This is a genomic window from Pedobacter aquatilis (assembly GCF_030409415.1).
GTDB classification, from domain to species: Bacteria; Bacteroidota; Bacteroidia; order Sphingobacteriales; family Sphingobacteriaceae; genus Pedobacter; species Pedobacter aquatilis.
This window is the reverse complement of sequence record NZ_JAUFPW010000035.1, coordinates 83527-101442: the sequence shown is the minus strand read 5'-3', so window position 1 is coordinate 101442 and position 17916 is coordinate 83527. Positions and strand designations below refer to the sequence as shown.

Genomic DNA, 17916 nt, shown 5'->3' with positions numbered 1-17916 from the left:
AAACAAAAGTCAAGCCTGAATTGCTTTCATTAAAATTCTTCCTTAAAAATATGCCAAATCATCAAAAGAGAACATTTCAGCCCATTGAAAACTATGGCGTAATCGGCAACCTTAAAACTGTTGCACTCGTATCATTACAGGGCTCTATCGACTTTATGTGCGCACCCAGATTTGATTCACCCTCAATCTTTGCTGCCTTACTCGATTCAGAAAAAGGTGGATATTTTTCTGTAGAGCCTGATTTAAAGCATTGCACAAGTAAGCAACTATACCTTCCCGATACAGCCGTACTGCTCACACGTTTTTTTGCAGACGAGGGCATCGCAGAACTTTCAGATTATATGCCTGTTTCAAGTAAAGAAAATTTTCCCAGCGCCATCATCCGGCAGATTAAGGCGGTTAGAGGAAAAATTACGTTCCGGGTGTTTTGTGCTCCAGCATTCGGTTACACTAAAAGTAAGCACACCAGTTCGCGCAACCAGGATGAACTAAACTTTATCTGTACGTCAGAAAAATTAAACTTAACCTTAAAAGCAGATGTATCCTTGCATATTAAAAAAGGAACAGGTTATTCAGAATTTACACTCGATGAATCAGAAACGGCATACATGGTATTGGAAATGCTGGATAACGGTGCGCAAGGAATTTCCCTTGAACAATATCAACAAAATGCCTACAGATGTACTGTCGAGTTTTGGAGAACCTGGATAAACCAAACCACTTACCGTGGGAAATACGATGAAATTATCCGCCGTTCTGCCATTACCTTGAAATTGCTCACTTCTGCCGAATATGGCTCTGTAGTTGCCGCAGCAACTTTTGGATTGCCGGAAACATTAGGCGGCAATAGAAATTGGGATTACCGTTTTACCTGGATTAGGGATGCAGCGTTTACCATGTACGCTTTTCTTACACTTGGATTCATGGATGAAGCCACAGCATTTATGGACTGGATTTTCAACCTGTGTAGAAAAATCGACCTGCAATTGGTATACCGTATCGACGGAAATCCCGACATTAGCGAGTTTGAAGCCAGACAATTTGAAGGTTATAAAAAATCTCAGCCCGTCAGAATTGGAAATGAAGCCGCATCACAATTACAAATTGATATTTATGGTGAATTGATTGATACCATTTACATCTACAACAAAACGCATAAACCGATCACTTACGAATTCTGGACATTGATTGAAAAACAAATAGAATGTGTAGTCAAACAGTGGAAGCTGAAAGACCACGGCATTTGGGAAATCCGTAGTGAGAAGAAGGAATTTCTGCATACCCGTTTAATGTGCTGGGTAGCCATGGATAGAGCAATAAAAATTGCCGAAAATCGCTCCTTCCCCTATCCAGAAAAGGAATGGCGTGCGCTGAGAAGCGAGATCTACAACGACATCTATCATAATTTCTGGAATGATAAACTTGGTGCATGGGTTCAATATAAGGGGGCTAAACATGTAGATGCAAGTGCTTTGCTTATGCCCTTAACTCATTTTATTAGTCCGCTCGAACCCCGATGGCGCTCTACCATGAATGTTATTGATGAAGAACTTATTTTGGATGTGCTGGTTTATCGCTATAAAAACGGTATAAATAATATTGATGGTCTCGAAGGCGAAGAAGGTACCTTTAACATGTGTTCTTTCTGGTTTATTGAAGCGCTTGCCAAAGGCGGAGAACTCGAACGGGCAATAGAAAATTTCGAGAAGATGATTGGCTATTCTAATCACCTATTTTTGTTTAGTGAAGAACTCGGTAGAAAAGGCGAACATTTAGGTAATTTTCCTCAGGCCTTTACCCATCTTGCACTGATTAGTGCAGCTGTAGAGCTAAATAAACAAATCAGTAGACGAACAAGCTAATGCATATCGGGTAAATTGGCTGAATCGCATTAAGAAGCAAATGGTTTTAAAATCTGTAAATCGTTAAAACGAGATTCCTCCTTTTATTTAACATCCCTTTATAAATAAAGGCCTTCAAATTTGTAACAGATATTTGAAGGCCTTCATTTATATTATTATGGATGGCCGCTACCACCAGCAGCGCCATAGATTTGTCCGTTGGCATAACTTGCATTTGGGTCTGCAAGTTGTACATATATAGAGGCCAGCTCAGCAGGCTGCCCTGGTCGTCCGAGTGGCGTGGCCTTTCCAAATTCTACTATAGCCTCCTGCGGCTGCCCGCCGCTAGTTTGCAACGGTGTCCAAACTGGTCCCGGAGCAACACCATTTACCCGAATACCTTTAGGTCCCAATTGCTTGGCAAGCGACTTCACGAAGGCAACATTTGCAGCCTTGGTTTGGGCGTAATCAAAAAGATTTTCGGAAGGGTCATAAGCCTGAACCGAACTTGTTGCAATAATAACAGCACCTTCCGGAAGGAGGGGCAATGCGGCCCTGGTGATCCAGAATGGCGCATAAATATTGGTCTTCATTGTCGCATCAAACTGCTCGTCGCTAATATCCAGTAACGAGGCTACTGCCTGTTGATGGCCGGCATTGTTCACTAGTATATCTATTCCCCCCATTTTTTCTGAAGCCTGGGCAACCAACTGCTCACAGAAACCTTTTGAGGTAATATCTCCAGCAATACCAAAACCTTTGCAACCTGCTTCTTCTATTAATGCTAAAACCTCATCTGCATCGGATTGCTCTTCTGGCAGATAATTGATGACTACGTCCGCTCCCTCACGTGCATAAGCAATGGCGGCTGCTCTGCCAATACCAGAGTCGCCTCCAGTGATTAGAGCCTTTCTGCCTGCCAGTCGACCACTTCCAACATAGCTTTTCTCGCCATGATCTGGTATGGGATCCATTTTCGAAGCTAATCCAGGTACCGCTTGGGGTTGTTTTGGAAAAGGTGGTGTCGGGTATTGGTCAATCGGATTTTTTAATGTTTTATTATTTTTCATAAGTTGATTTTTTAACTGGAAGTTCAATCCCTTCAAGGTTTAAAATTTGAGGCCATCTGAACGACTACTCCTATATAGCAACACTATAATTTTAGATTTTGTTCAGCGCAATGCCAATATTTTTGCAGATTAGCGACGTGCTTATTTTTAGAAAAAGATTTTAGGATCTCTTGATGATGAATATGCTCAACCAGGAATGCAATAATGTAACTCTGTTTTGGAATACTGCAAACTTCAAACCATCCGCTTTGTTATTAATAGTATAGTAAATTATAAAGATGGAAAACGAAAAAACGGGTAAACAGAACGTTCCAAATGAGGGAAATAATGGATTAAAAGGTGACAACACAGTTAAGAATCCAGATGATTGGACAACTGGTGATGAACCCATGACCGGAGCACAAAGTTCTTACCTTAAAACATTATCGGATGAGGCTGGTGAGCAGTTCAACGAAACCCTTTCGAAAGCGGAAGCCTCAAAACGAATTGACGAACTTCAGCATAAAACCGGAAGAGGTTTAGACTAAAATCAGGATGATGAGGTTGAAGTTTTAGCTTCAGGCTTTAATTTCTAAATATGAAATTTAGAATCTTTGCTGTTCAATAGGTTCCACAACATCTCTAAACCACACAAAGAAAGAAGCTAAAAATGAGCGCTTTAGCTAGCAGCTATATTTATTCAACTACAACTTTTAGGCTGTCCGCCATAAATCTTGCTTTAAGCCAGCTGGTGAGCTTATTTTTTTCATTTAATGGCATTTGCGGAACACTTTGGGCTGTAAACTGAGTTAATGTATCGTTACTTAAAGTGTCGGTGCGGATAACAACTCCCTTACTAACGCTGTAGCTTTTTATTGAAGGAAAAAGGGCCTTTAATTCTTCTCTGATTTTTGTAGCACTTAAACCGACTGGACTGGATACACCTGAAGTTTTGCTTGCCAGGGTATCTTTTGCGAAAACATCTTCCATAATACTCGCTTTAATCTGCGAAAAATCAATCTGTGCATTTGCGCTCAGTCCCTGGCGAATCACAAGTTTAGTACCCCCCAGCCTATAAGCGGCCAATTTTTCCCGTATCTTTCTAATGTTATCCTCTGGCAGCGTTGAGCCAATCAATAGCAAATCAATCTCTTTCGAATTCCTCGAGTATTTAAAGTTTTTGTTAACAACCTGGATATTACTGAAATTGAAGGATTCCGATACAAATTTCTGAGCGTTGTTTTCAAAGATACTTTTCTGGACAATGCCATAAGCTAGGTAAATGCTTGGGATGATGGTAATGAGAACCGCTGCAAGGATGTACCTGGACACTTTTTTCTCTGTCCCCTGGTCTTCGAAACGTTTTTTATTGAATTTCAGGAACCGCACAATAAGGTAGGTCGATATACAGATAAATAGACTGTTAATAAAAAACAGATAAAGTGCACCAGCAAAATAAAGCAGGTTCCCTGAAGCAAGTCCGAAGCCAGCCGTACACAATGGGGGCATTAATGCTGTAGCGATGGCTACACCGGGAATGACATTTGTTTTTTCTTTTCTAGTTACGGCAATGGCACCGGCCAATCCACCCAAAAAAGCGATAAATACATCCCATATGGTCGGTGTTGTTCGGGCCAGGAGTTCACTCTGTGCATCGTGTAATGGCGTAATGTAAAAATATAGTGAAGAGGTTGCAATACTGATGAGTGCAGCAATCAGCAGGTTACGGCCACCCTTTCTCACCAGGGCAAGATCGTTGATGCCAATTCCAAGCCCCACACCAATAATTGGCCCCATCAATGGAGATATAAGCATCGCACCAATAATTACAGCTGTGGAATTAACATTGAGCCCAATAGAGGCTATAAAAATTGCAAAAATAAGTATCCATAGGCTGGAGCCTACAAATACGCTATTCGATTTAATGGAAGCTACCACTTCCTCTTCGTTGGCCTTATCCAAGTGGAGATTGAAACGCTGCTCGAAGAAGATTTTTATAAATCCGCTGAAACCGTTATTTTGACGCTGCTCCATATTCATTTTTTTTATTTCTTCCGATAGTCCTCAAAACAAAGGTACCCAATACCCCCGAAAGCACCGAGGCAATAAGAATTCCATACTTAGCCTGCTCCCCATACACTGGATTTGTAAAGGCAAGTCCGCTTATAAATAATGACATGGTAAAACCGATGCCGGCCAGCAGGGCAATACCCATCATATGCTGCCAATTTCCCCCAGATGGTAATTTTGCTAATCCCATTTTGACCATCAGGAAGCAGAAAAAAAGTATACCGGTAAACTTACCTACAACAAGGCCCGCACTTACACCAATCGATACTGGATTAATGATGGCAGAGAAGAAGTCACTACCTATAATTATACCTGAATTGGCCAAGGCAAATAGTGGCATAATTAAAAAAGCAACATATGGATGAAGACTATGCTCTATTTTCTGCAAAGGTGTTTCGGCAGCCAGGCTCAGGTGCTTAACCTGCTGTATGGTACGGTGCTGATCTGGTGTAGTAAGGCTGCTATTGCTGGGTATCTCCCGGTCGAAATCTTCATTGAGCTTTTTTAATGTGCTGGAATATACGCCTTCATCAATCCTGGTTCTGGCTGGGATGGTGAAGGCAACAAGAACACCTGCAAGGGTTGCATGAACACCAGAAAGCAGAAACCCGATCCAGACGACAAGCCCCAGTATGAGGTAAAATGCACTGTTCCTGATGCCAATTGCATTGCCAATAATTAGAAATAACAGGAAAATACCTGCAACGCCCAATGCAGCAAAATTGACCTGCCCGGTGTAAAAAAAAGCAATCACCAGCACAGCACCCAAATCATCTGCAACGGCAAGGGCAGAGAGAAAAACTTTAATAGAGCCAGGAATGTTTTTGCCTGCCATTGATAGTAGTGCCAAAGCAAATGCAATATCAGTAGCCATAGGAATACCCCATCCATGTCCCGCATCTGTATTTCGATTGATCAGATAATAAATGCCAGCTGGTACAACCATACCACCCAGCGCCGCAGTCATAGGCAATATGGCTTTTGAAAAACTGGATAGTTCGCCCTCCATAAATTCCCTTTTAAGTTCCAGGCCAATGACAAAGAAAAAAAGTGCCATTAATCCATCATTTATCCAGATGTGAAGTGGTTTATCCAAAACATGACCAGCAAAACCGACCATAAAATGGGTTTCCCATAAATGGTGGTAACTCGGGGAGAATGATGAATTAGCCCAAATAATTGCTATAACTACACTAATAAGCAAAACTATCCCACTTGTATACTCCAGGTGCACAAAGCGGCTCACCGGGGCAACAATCTTTTCAATGGGGGTTTTGGGTAAATTTTTAATCATATTTATTTAGAAGACATAATAGTTAAATTCCAAAGATAAAAGATCAATTGTTGAAAATTGTTTTAGAAGGAGGCAAAATTAAAGCTTAACTAAATCGCATGCCCGAAATTACACATTGCAATTCCAATATGGAATATCCAGTATTTCGTTACAAAGATTTGGGTTACCTTTTAATTTTAGGGATATTAACTGACAATCAATAAATTAAAAACACAACAAAATCAAAAAAATGAAAAATTTATTCAAATTAGGTTTCTTAGCCTTAGCATTAAGCTTAACAGTAGTAGCTTGTTCAGAGAAAAAAGCAGATGGTGCAGATTCTACAATGACTGACAGTACCATAGCAGATACTTCAATGAGCATGAGTAGCGATACAATGATGAAGGATTCATCAATGGCTGATACAATGTCAAAAGACACTATGAGCAAAATGTAGTTTTATTTAAACCTAAAAAAGGGTTCTCTCAACGATACAAGAACCCTTTTTTATTTGTGTTAATCTAAGCAACCCCTACTCCCCATTCCTCTAATACGAAGAAATGATTAAACTCTATTTAACGGATTAAATTAATCAGAAATGCGAATGGTTTAGGCTTGATGCCTGCAGTGTTTACTATAGTGATTTGTAACTATAACGAAAATCAGAATGGGAGTCTTTAATTTTCACGCAATAAATTACTATCTGGGGATTTAAATTATTTTTTGCGCAAAAGAAATTTAACAAATGGTTTGTTCCCTCTAAATGAATAGGATCGTTAGCTGAACCTGTCATATTTCAATATATGCATTTAAAGCATATATAAAGTCGCATAGCACGAAATAAATTGCCATCAAGAGCTTTTATAACAGCGAATCTTTTTCTACATAATTAACCTTACACCTCCAAGTTCTGATATCCTGTAAGGAAACCGATCACCAGGAGAACCCATAAACATAAAGTTCTTTGGAATGCCCCATTCCCGTGATAACTTATCTATCATTTCCGGACCAAATTGTCCGGCAATCTCCACAAAGTCAATGTCAATCTCGGGGTAGGCCCGATCCAGTACTTCGATGTCTACCCGAAGATTTTCGTTATCACTGTGCTCATTAGATAGGTGAACAATCTTAAGTTTTTTGGTAACCTCATTATCTTCTACATAAATCATAACCCGATTTAACACTGCTACATTGTCTCCCCTTGTAAAAAAAACCAGTTCATTAGCGTTAATTTTGACTAGCAGACGATGGAGCCTCAGCTTAGCAAAAATTGTTTTTCGGGAACCCTCTTCCAGTTTGCTTATACTAAAAATAAGCCATTTGACCAGTAGTGCCCTATTGAGCATGATGAGTATAAAAGCAACAGCGGGAAGAAAGTATTTGAGAAAAACAAAAAACGATTGGATGTTCAGATACATATTGCCAATAAAGGCTGCGATGATAAATCCTATTGCGATTGTGACTGATGCTATTGCTGCACGTTCCGGTCTTGGCAAACGTTGTCTTTTGGCCTTTAACAATAAATTTCCAAGGCCAAAGAGCGCCATAACGGCAAGAAAAGAAAAAGTATATACCCCTGCAAGACTAGCTAAATCACCTTGGGTAACCAATAGTATTGACAAACACAAGATGAAGAATACGACGACAATACGATAGTTGACCCCTTTTGAATTTTTCTTTAATAAAGAATTTGGCAGAATTCTATCTAGTGCAATGCGTTCCCCAAGCCCCGTAACGCCAACATAAGAGGTAAGTACCGCTCCTCCCAAAACCAATACCGCGTCAATAGATATCAGATGAGCCAGCCAGCTTCCCCCTGCTGTTTGACCAATAAAGGATAGGAGCGATTCCTGATGTTCATTTATGGATAGTACTGGAAGTATTGCTAATGCAAGGAGTGCAATTGTAGGATTAAAAAAACTTACCACACGCCACATATTAGCCAGTGTTTTTGGAAAAACACCCTCCTGTTGCTCCTCTACAAAATTTGCTGAACTTTCAAAACCCGAGATTCCAAGCATAGCGGCAGAAAACCCGAAAAATAATGCGGTTAATATCCCACCCGATGAAGTTGGGATTTGCCAGTTTAGATTAAATGTATGAACGCCTTGATTTAGAACAAACCATAAACAGGTGATAACGAGCAAGCTTAATGAAATCAGGTGAAAGATGAAAATAGCAACGGCAACATTGGCCGATTCTCCTATTCCGACAATCGTAAGAACCATAAAACTAGCCAGCACGAATACTGTAGCCCACATCAATGGTAAACTATCGATAATTTCATGTAGGTAGTGCATTGCTTCATAAGCAGAGATTACAGCAGTAGCCATGTAGGATAGAATGGTTAAGCAGGCAGCAAATGAAGCGGTTTGCTTAGTGGTAGTGTTCAACAGAACATTGTAAGCTCCACCATTCAATGGCAGGGCTCCAACCACTTCTCCATAAATCTTTCGAAATAAATACAAGACCAATGCAACAATCAAAAGTGACACCCATGCATATTGACCGGCATATGCAATTGTTAATGCGGATACATAAAGGCAAGAAGAAGATATGTCATTCCCACAGATGGCAGTTGCCTGTAATTGTGTAAGTTTTTTTTGCATAAGTATTTTATGGTCTCCTATTTCTTAATCAGCTCTTTTTAATCTGCTGAGGAAAATTAACTTTAAACGCTCTTCATGCGGCATCTATTTATTAAACAATCTCCCTATAGAAATAAATTAAAGGGCAATTGAGGTGCAGACTTCCAAAAATGATGCAGAAAGCTGTTACCAATCGAAATCGTCGCAACATTTGAAAAAATTTGTGCATTCTTGGCCTTATTTACGTATTGCCCGCTATCAAATACATTGTTTGCATAATGTGATAATGGCTCGGCAACCCCAAAATACATTAAGCCAATACCCATACCTGCAGCAAATAACATGGCAATCCAGGAGAAAAAGGAATGCTCCGGCTTGCTATCGTTATCCCCAAGACGGATAGCGCCATATTTACTGAACATTAGGTAGACCAGAAAAATCACGAAAATGGTGACTGACCAAACATACACCCAATTTAAATTTACGAAAATAAAGACTTTTATGCTGTTAAGCACCTGTTCAGTCTCATTAGGTAAAATAACGGACAAAAGACAAATACCAACAATAAAAATTAGTCCGGGTATAATAATGGCCTTGTCAAATGTGGTCTTAATATTAAATCCACTTATCATAATATTTATTCCTTTATAAACTAGGAGACGACTATTATCTTTTAATACTAGACGAGTTACATATCAAAGTTTACACCATTCTGCAATAACCATTTCACAACAACCGAAATCGCATTTTATACTGAAGATTAAATTGCAAAAATGGCACGCAAGGTGAAAATGGCATTTCGGATACGTGTCTTAACTGTTCCTATCGGGATGTTTAGAGATTCTGCAATTTCCTGATGTGTATAACCTTGATAATAAACCAGGTCAATGAGCATGGTTTCATTTTCTTTCAACTGATTTAAAAGCTTTTTCAGGCCGATGGTATCAGGATTCAAAATGGTACTTTTTTCCCGGTCTAAAATACCAAGTGAATATTCCAGTTCATCACATAACAAACGACCCTTTGATGAAGCTCTCCTGACCTCATCAATAGCCGCATTACGGGCCATGTTGAGCATCCAGGTAAAGAGCCTACCCTTTTTTTCATTATAAGCGTGAATATTACTCTTGATTTTTAGAAATAACTCCTGCAATACATCTTCAGCAGTTTCTTGTTGTTTTACAATTTTGAATATTACGCCGAATAGATTTGCAGCATAATGGTGGTAAAGATAATTGAAGGCTGAAAGTTCCCCATCTTTAAGCGCAGCAATTAAACGACGCTCCTCAACCTCCAGAGTAAGTAAAAACCCGTTTTGTTGCCTGATTAAATGTTTTTGATGTTGTTTTTGTAAAGCTTCTCCCATTAGTTTATAACACCGTTGTAAAGGAAAGGTTTTGGTCACAACCTTATTGATTAAGCCGTTCGGCTCATTATAAACCACATCAAGGAAGAAAAATATGATTACGGTGCATTTATGCCCTTTTTGCCCATAGAACAGGAGGTTAATTTTCAGTATTCGATTGATAGTGGTTTTCATGGGCAAGCGCATAAACTTATATATGCTCATAAGCAAAAAAAGGTAATGAACGCTCAAAAAATGGAGGCCAAAAGGTATATGCATGAACTGGATAGCGAAAAAGGCTTAAATACAAGCATGGAATCAAAAGCGAGTAGGCAAACTAAATCAAAAGCAACCGTTCTGAACTGGAAAATTATTTTGCTGTTATCCGTATTGCTGCTTATTGCAGGCTACTATTTTCGAAAGCGGTTATTCAATCGCTAATTTGATATGGTAACACTTATTTTAGGAGCGGTGTTACTTTTTTGCTTTAATTGGTTAATAAATCTAATGCTGTCGCTTATAAGTATGCAGTAAACTCTATGCTATTATTAACCCTAAGCATACAATATTATTTAGAGAATTATATTTAGCTTTAGGGTATCGATAGGCACTTTCTATCAGACTAATATGCCCAAATTTGTGTGGCTTGGTCTGATAACGTCAGACCTATAAATAAGTTAGGCGTCATTTTACCACAGCATACCTTTAGAAGAAACAATATGAATTGGCTAAGGAAAATTTTCAGTGACAAAAACGAAATTAATGACCAAAATCAACCTAAAAAAGTTGACTATGTCCAAATAACAAAAGATTGGAATGCTCATTCAGTTTCTCCAGAAATCGAATTACAACTAATCAATTCAAACCTTTTAATGACCATATTTCTGAATGCTTATGTTTTCGAAGGTTTTGAAGAGGGAAACAAAGCCAATATCTTATTCAAGAATTGCTCTAAATATTCTCTGAACATTTGCAATGACGAAGGTTATTATTATGGACAGTATAGAACCTATCCTAACGAATTACCTTGGGGAGAGTTCTACGAAATTAAAAGTGGATTAGATAGAGAGTTTCCAGAACCGATAGTTAATTTGACAACAGATAATTCAAACAATAGACATTTCATATTTTTCTTTAAAGATGAAACTTTCGAATGTTTAGCCGACGACTACGAAATTGATTTTAAGAAAACGAACGCCCAACAACAGGTTTAAGTTAAACCTCGGGCGAAGTACGAAACGAGAATTTGAAGCTATTTACCTAATTTAGTAAGGTAGGTTATGTTGTGCAAATAATTAGGCTCAACTTAAACCTGCAAACCGTTAGCAGAAATAGAATGTAAAGTTAAATCAAGGACTTATTCAGTCGTTGAAAATCACAGGCTAAAAGAAGGGGCTGCCGTTTACCAGGTATTGCCAAAAGCAAGGCTGAAGTGCAAACTTCGGCTTTTCTGCTACTATTGAACTTTCGTATAATTATTGAGCTGAAGTGCTCCGAAACCCGCCAGAAAGCATAGCGCGAAACCGTTATGAGGCATTTGAAAGACCGACATGACGAATGATAACAGAAGCTGAATAGCAAGTCGACCATATTCTAGGAGAATACACAAAAAGAATTTATCACATTATTATCTGGACCCGTAATATGATTGTTTTAGTTTTGACTTTTAACCATTTATTTAAGCTCAACATAGAAACTGCAAATTTGACTGATAAAGGGGGGCCAACCTCAATATTAAATTTGACTGTTACATTAAATGGAGACTTCATATTTATTTCGATACTAATTCCGTCCAGCTGTCATACAGTAATCCCAAACTTAAATTTTGCTTAATCATACTTAAATCGTAATATTAATGTCTTACCTTGTTAAGCGTTCAATTATCCTTTAACAATTCATGATTCGGGGTATTGTGATCTTAAACAGAGTTCTTAAAGATTTCCTGAAAGCACATCAAACCGGGAGTAACTGTCCTAACTTTACAAGAATTTGCGCTTTAAGTTAGCTGAGGGTAGCGAATTAGACATCTATCTTTACAAAAAGTTTGTGATTCTTAATATTAAGATAATTGTTTTAAGTCGCTCTATGTTAATTATCTTTGTGTAGTGGTTTAATAATTAGTAATACTTAAAGAACACAAATAGGTTAGTAACAAAGCAAAGGTAATGAGTGATACTATATTATTAAAACTGAGTATACCGGGTTCGGGTGCCTATGGAAAATTTGCCAGTGTGGAAGGTCTCGAAGACCAACAACAGAAAACCCAGTCACTAACTTTCATTGACGGAGAAGTTCACGGACTTGCTTTCATTCGCTTTTTGGGCGGGATAAAATATTCAGTACCTGCTCAATTAAAACTGGAAATGATAAATCTGGATTCTGTAATGGCTGTATGGAATTTTGCTGAAATTAATTTAGTCGATTATAGCGTGTCTGCTGAGCAGGAAAGTGAAACATTTGTTAAAGTTCGAAGCTTCCAGTTTTCCGCAAAGCTTTTGTAATTATTTGTCGATATTAAATTTACCCTAATCTTTTACTGTCGTATTGTGTTTTTAAATTAATGACTTATATGACAGTCGCAGATAATGAATTGATACCGTTATTCTTAATTTCTTTTATTGTTTTTTGGATAGATAATTACAAAAAAGATAACAGTATCACTGAAGCTGTTTACATCCATATAAGTGGAGGTGATATAAATAGAGTATGGCCAAGTTAAAAGCTTTAGCTAACCTACACGTAAACTTAAACGCCCTGAAGTGTCAAGATAAAGCTAAGTGTGCGCCAACGATAACCGCATTCGGGAAATCTGTGATATCCACACCCATCCCCTGATTGTTTATGAGAGCGAAAATACTGCACATCGATTTGAAGATGCCGAGGCTAGAAAACAGAATAAATAGCAGAAAGTGTTAATTAAAAATGTCCCCTTTTTACGGGGGACACCTAACTAATCCAAATTTAACCTCTTCCTTCCTCATAGAGAAGAAAGAGATTACTATTTTTTAATAACCCGGGTTTTGTTTCAGCTTTGGATTTGCACTCAGAATATCCCTACCTATCGGGAAAATTTCAGTATGTTTATCCGCATCAGGTTTTTTATCCCACCAAGTACCTTTGGTAAACGCATCCCAACGGATCAGATCTGTCCTACGGCGATTTTCTCCAATAAACTCCCTACCCCATTCATCAAGCAGTTCCTGGTCAGTGAGCTGAGCTCCGCCAGCGGTGTAAAGACTTGAGGAACCGGCAGGGTAATTGCGCTGACGTACCCTGTTTAATAGTGTCGCAGCAGTAGCCTTATCACCTGCACGGTATCTGCATTCCGCCAAAGTATAGTAAACCTCGGTAAGTCTGATTTCTGCATATGCAGAAGTAATCCTGTTGGGATCTGGCGTTGGATACATCGGATACTTCACCAGAAAAACACCGGAGTTGTGATCGGCATGGTTCATATTAGACTCTTTATCGGCGATTTTGATTCCCGGTTTTGTTCCCAGGAAATAACCAACCTGGTCGCGGATAAAAAGTGCATATGGTCCTTTGTTTCCTCTTACCGTATCGGTTTTGCTCACCCCGTTTACATTGGTTGCATATGGAAGATAGCCGTATAAAAACATACCTTCTCGTTTACTGTCGCCCAGGTTCTTATATTTTTTAAGGCGAAGATCATCCGGGTATCTTTGAAATTTAACAAAAGGCTTTCCAAGTGTGTGGGTGTATTCCACACTGTCAACATCCCGGCCCGGCTGAAGCGCGAAACGAGGGTTTGATTTCCCGAAATCGGTAAAACCACAGTAAAGGGTTGCTGCATCATACGTCATTCCCCAGAAGAACATACCACTATCATACTGCCAATGTGTTCTGGCTAAAGTACCTGGAAATCCATAAATTACCTCAGAATTGAGCGTCTTATTCGTATAATCGAAGGGTGCATCCCAGCGTGAGTCAAGCGTATAAGCGCCGTATTTTCCGTCAATGATGTCCCGGCATACTGCCTCACATTCTGTAAATTTATCAGTTCCGATATAAACCTTCGCGTTAAGGTATAATCGGGCGAGTAGCGTTGCAGCAGCAGCCTTTGTCCATCTCCCGATCCCATTGGCGCCTAACTGTTCACGCAATGGAAGCGCGGGAAGGGCAGCCTTCAGTTCTGATTCGATGTAATTAAATGTTTCCTGCGGCGTCGCCTGAGTGCTTCCCTGAGTAGTATTCTTTACATCTGTTACGATTTCAATATTACGGTAAAAATCGAAAGCACGCAGGTAGAACCATGCCCTCAAGGTTCTAAGTTCAGCTTTGAAATCGTTGAGCTCATCTGTTGTAACACTAAGTTTGGCCGGATCTGTAATTCCCTCCATATCCTGAAGTGAGTTTGTAGAGAGTACGATACCCTGATAAAAATTTCTCCATGCACCATTAGTGAAACCATCCTGAGGTGTCCAGGTATGGTAATGCATGCGTTGATAATATCCTCCGTCCTGCCAATCTCCCTGGCGGTTATAGGTTCCCATTTCATCACTGCTGTCTTCGCCAACGGCGTATACATCATTCCCCTGAATGCTCCAGTATGCATGCTCGAAAGGCCTTAAAAAATCGCGGATTACATCATCCCTTCGGGTTAGGAAATTTGCTGCATCTACCTGATCATAAACCTGTTCATCAAGTTTTGTACATCCGGCAATGGCAATAAGTAAACAAAAAGATAAGCCTGTATTTCTAATGTATTTTTTCATTTTTTCTTAAATTTTAAAAGGTTGCCTGTAATCCGAAAATTAGCTGAAGTGTAGAAGGATAATAATTCAGCGATGTATTTACACCCGGCGTCAATCCATTGACCTGAACTAACTCCGGATCTCCACCTGTGTATTTTGTAAAGGTGTGCAGGTTCCTTCCTGCAGCATACAACCTCACATATTTAATGTATTTAATATTAAGTGGCTGTTTGTAGCCCAGCGATACATTGTCGATTTTTACAAAAGAGCCGTTTTCAAGGAAGTAATCAGATGCAATTGAGGTCGTTGCAGTACTTTTCAATAGTGAGTACTTACTATTTGTGTCATATGCTGATTTTAAAACATTTGCATCGCTTTGGCTGGAAGGTGTTCCAATGTAAAAGGCGGTGGTATTAAATATTTTATATCCGAATGTACCGCGGAGGAAAATACCTAAATCAAATCTTTTGTACCTGAAGGTATTACCCATCGAGGCGATAAATTTAGGCAAACCGTTTCCAACAAACTGTTTATCATCATTATTTGCCTGATTGGCCTGAACAATTGAACCGTCTTTCTTGTAAACCAGTAATGCTCCGGCATCGTTAACGCCGGCTGAACGAAGGGTGTAAAACTGCCCGATGCTTTGGCCTTCCTGGATACGCTGAATATTTCCTGGTGAACCAGGTGCAGGCAAACCTGCCACATCCTGAAAAGTTCCGCCCTTGTAGATCTCATTTGAAAATGAAATAAACTTATTTCGGTTGTAGGCGAAAGCCAGATTTACTTCATAATTGAAATCCCTACTTTTAACTGCCTCAGCACTTAATGATAATTCAATCCCATAATTTTTCATTGTACCCACATTGGTAAAGGTTGTAGATTGTGTATTTGGAGGTACCGGAACAGTGTAAGAGCCAAGTAAATCTTTGTTAGTTCTGATGTAATAATCAACAGAGCCGCTAATGCGGTTATTTAGTACCGAAAAATCCAAACCAACATTGAAGTTCAAAGATTTCTCCCAGCTTAAATCCGGGTTAACATTTGATGAGGGACCGTAAACCTGATAATATTGGCCATTGAATGGAAAATAACCAGCACCACCGTATAAAAGTAGCGAAAGATAATTGCCGAAATCCTGATTGCCAGTGATACCATAATCTGCACGGATTTTCAGTTCATTTACCCATGGAAGTGCACCCTTGACGAAGGCTTCCTCAGATAATCTCCAGGCAGCTGACACAGCCGGAAAATTTCCCCATTTATTGTTTTCTCCGAATTTTGAAGATCCTTCCCTTCTCAAACTAGCGGTTAAGATGTATTTATTATCAAAGTCATAGTTCATCCTTCCGAAAAATGAGATTAGTGTTGAGCCATTCTGTGTAGAGGCAACCGCTGATTGCCCTTGTCCGGCGGCACCACCGTTGTACAAACCTGAACCCAGGTTATTCCATAAGTAGGTATCAAATGGAAAATCATAATTCTGTGCATATATCCTCTTATAGTTATATAACGAGTAGGAATATCCGCCTAATACTTTCAGGTGATTTTTGCCAAAATCCTCTGAATAGTTTCCTGTCCATTCCAAATTTTTCTGGTCATTCTCTTGCTGCTCCTGAGAGGCAAAATTGGTTTGGGTAATTTTATTTGCCTGTACTACAGATGAAAGCGTTGAAGGACTAAAGTACATATTCTTGGACGAGCGGCTGATTTCGGAAATAGTAACCATGGTACTCAGATTCGAGAGGATATTCATTTTAAGTGAACCGTTGATGTCCAGCTCTTTTATTTCTGCTCCTGATTTGATCACATTGGCATTCTCAACCGGGTTATTGGAAAAAAACCCGGTGTTAATGTAGTTGTATTTGCCTGCCGGGTTAAAGATTGCGTAAGTTGGATTCAAAGTCAATGCATTGTTAAAGTTTCCTTGATCAGCATTGCTTGTTGTCATATATCTTGGCGCAGCAGTAAGTGTAGCAACAAACATATTATTATCTGTAGCATGATTAATGTTCAGCCTGGCACCATATTCCCTTTTATGTGCTCGTAAATCTATTCCATCTGCATCACGGTAATCACCTGATGCGAAATAGTTTGTTTTAGCAGATCCCCCTGAAAATTGAACGGTATGTTTTTGTGCAAAGGCCGGCGAATTGGTTACCTCTTTAAGCCAGTCGGTTTTGGATTTGTAGTCCTGTCCCTGTTTATTTGCCACACGGTTGGCGATAAATTCATCGGCGCTCAAATTTTCCAGTTTATTGGTCAGGTAATCGAAACTTGCATAACCGTCATAAAACATGCGGCCTTGCGATGTTCCTTTTTTAGTCGTAATGATGATAACCCCGTTGCTACCTCTTGTGCCGTAAATTGCTGATGCTGCTCCGCCTTTCAATACATCGATACTTTCAATGTCGTTTTGGTTGATGTTATCTATATTACCACCAGGAACGCCGTTGACAACATATAGTGGACCCAGGCCTGCACTACGGGAAGAAACACCACGAAGCTGTATACTTGGGCTCGAGTTAGGATCGGCTGCAGAGGTATTGGTAATGTTCAATCCGGGAACCTTCCCTTGCAGAGACATTAGCGGGTTATTTGCTGCTACGGTAAGTAAATCTTCTGAAGAAATATGTGTAATAGCGCTGGATACTTCCCGCTTATCGAGTGTACCATATCCAACGCTCACCACCACAACCTCATCAAGGTTATTGGAAGATGAATTTAAAGTAACATTTATAACATTGGAACTGCCAATTGTTACAGTTTTCGTGGTGTAACCGACAAAAGAAAAGGAGATACTTTTTGAACCTGCCGGTATGGTAAGGGTATATTTACCTGCTGCGTTAGTTGATGTTGATGAAGATTTCGTGTTATTGTATACCGTTACCCCTGAGAGCGGGCTTCCGTCAGTCATATCGGTCACGGCGCCACTTAATACCCTCGTTTGGGCATCTACAGGAAACGTTTGGGCAAAGATTAATATGATAATGCCTAGTAATTGGATAAAATTCCTATACATATTTTAAGATCTT

General features: G+C 39.5%; 14 protein-coding genes. 6 read left to right on the top strand and 8 right to left on the bottom strand.

What is annotated here, in order from left to right; genetic code table 11:
- The first annotated feature begins 50 nt into the window (after positions 1-50).
- Positions 51-1862 (top strand): glycoside hydrolase family 15 protein, encoded by a 1812-nt coding sequence (locus QWY86_RS17480; RefSeq protein WP_290243959.1) that lies wholly within the window; start codon positions 51-53, stop codon positions 1860-1862.
- Positions 1863-2017: 155 nt separating this feature from the next.
- On the opposite strand, the gene QWY86_RS17475 is transcribed toward QWY86_RS17480, so the two are convergent.
- Positions 2018-2947: an SDR family oxidoreductase gene (locus QWY86_RS17475; RefSeq protein WP_290243956.1), complete on the bottom strand. Its 930-nt coding sequence runs from the start codon at positions 2945-2947 to the stop codon at positions 2018-2020.
- A 242-nt stretch (positions 2948-3189) separates the two neighbouring features.
- Here QWY86_RS17475 and QWY86_RS17470 point away from each other — a divergent pair, with 242 nt between their 5' ends.
- On the top strand, positions 3190-3438 hold the full coding sequence (locus tag QWY86_RS17470; RefSeq protein ID WP_290243954.1) for a DUF3072 domain-containing protein: 249 nt from the start codon (positions 3190-3192) through the stop codon (positions 3436-3438).
- A 148-nt stretch (positions 3439-3586) separates the two neighbouring features.
- On the opposite strand, the gene QWY86_RS17465 is transcribed toward QWY86_RS17470, so the two are convergent.
- Both QWY86_RS17465 and nhaA read right to left on the bottom strand, forming a co-directional pair.
- Positions 3587-4924, bottom strand: a complete 1338-nt coding sequence (locus QWY86_RS17465; protein ID WP_290243952.1) for a DUF389 domain-containing protein — start codon at positions 4922-4924, stop codon at positions 3587-3589.
- On the bottom strand, positions 4905-6254 hold the full coding sequence (gene nhaA / locus QWY86_RS17460) for a Na+/H+ antiporter NhaA (RefSeq protein WP_290243950.1): 1350 nt from the start codon (positions 6252-6254) through the stop codon (positions 4905-4907). The genes QWY86_RS17465 and nhaA overlap by 20 nt, the downstream gene beginning before the upstream one ends.
- 229 nt (positions 6255-6483) lie before the next feature.
- Between nhaA and QWY86_RS17455 the strand changes: the two genes are divergently transcribed.
- Positions 6484-6690, top strand: a complete 207-nt coding sequence (locus QWY86_RS17455) for a hypothetical protein (protein WP_290243948.1) — start codon at positions 6484-6486, stop codon at positions 6688-6690.
- A 424-nt stretch (positions 6691-7114) separates the two neighbouring features.
- On the opposite strand, the gene QWY86_RS17450 is transcribed toward QWY86_RS17455, so the two are convergent.
- The 3 genes from QWY86_RS17450 to QWY86_RS17440 all read right to left on the bottom strand — a co-directional run bounded on the left by QWY86_RS17450 (position 7115) and on the right by QWY86_RS17440 (position 10361).
- Positions 7115-8842, bottom strand: coding sequence for an APC family permease (locus QWY86_RS17450; RefSeq protein ID WP_290243946.1), 1728 nt, complete (start codon positions 8840-8842; stop codon positions 7115-7117).
- A gap of 104 nt (positions 8843-8946) precedes the next feature.
- A complete protein-coding gene (locus QWY86_RS17445; protein ID WP_290243945.1) occupies positions 8947-9453 on the bottom strand; it encodes a BCCT family transporter in 507 nt (168 codons plus the stop codon).
- Between the two features lie 128 nt (positions 9454-9581).
- Complete coding sequence (locus QWY86_RS17440; RefSeq protein ID WP_290243944.1) at positions 9582-10361, bottom strand: RNA polymerase sigma factor; 780 nt, start codon at positions 10359-10361, stop codon at positions 9582-9584.
- Positions 10362-10406: 45 nt separating this feature from the next.
- On the opposite strand from QWY86_RS17440, the gene QWY86_RS17435 reads away from it, so the two are divergent.
- The 3 genes from QWY86_RS17435 (at position 10407) to QWY86_RS17425 (ending at position 12667) form a co-directional block, all read left to right on the top strand.
- Entirely contained in the window at positions 10407-10607 is a 201-nt protein-coding gene (locus QWY86_RS17435) for a hypothetical protein (RefSeq protein WP_290243941.1), read from the top strand.
- Between the two features lie 278 nt (positions 10608-10885).
- Positions 10886-11380 carry a hypothetical protein gene (locus QWY86_RS17430; RefSeq protein ID WP_290243939.1) on the top strand — a complete coding sequence of 165 codons (495 nt, stop codon included), beginning with the start codon at positions 10886-10888 and terminating at the stop codon, positions 11378-11380.
- Positions 11381-12331: 951 nt separating this feature from the next.
- Positions 12332-12667 (top strand): hypothetical protein, encoded by a 336-nt coding sequence (locus QWY86_RS17425; RefSeq protein ID WP_290243937.1) that lies wholly within the window; start codon positions 12332-12334, stop codon positions 12665-12667.
- Between the two features lie 504 nt (positions 12668-13171).
- On the opposite strand, the gene QWY86_RS17420 is transcribed toward QWY86_RS17425, so the two are convergent.
- The gene (locus QWY86_RS17420; RefSeq protein ID WP_290243934.1) at positions 13172-14902 is read right to left on the bottom strand and encodes a RagB/SusD family nutrient uptake outer membrane protein; all 1731 of its coding nucleotides are present in this window, start codon (positions 14900-14902) and stop codon (positions 13172-13174) included.
- 13 nt (positions 14903-14915) lie between these two features.
- The gene (locus tag QWY86_RS17415) at positions 14916-17903 is read right to left on the bottom strand and encodes a SusC/RagA family TonB-linked outer membrane protein (RefSeq protein WP_290243933.1); all 2988 of its coding nucleotides are present in this window, start codon (positions 17901-17903) and stop codon (positions 14916-14918) included.
- Between the last annotated feature and the right edge of the window lie 13 nt (positions 17904-17916).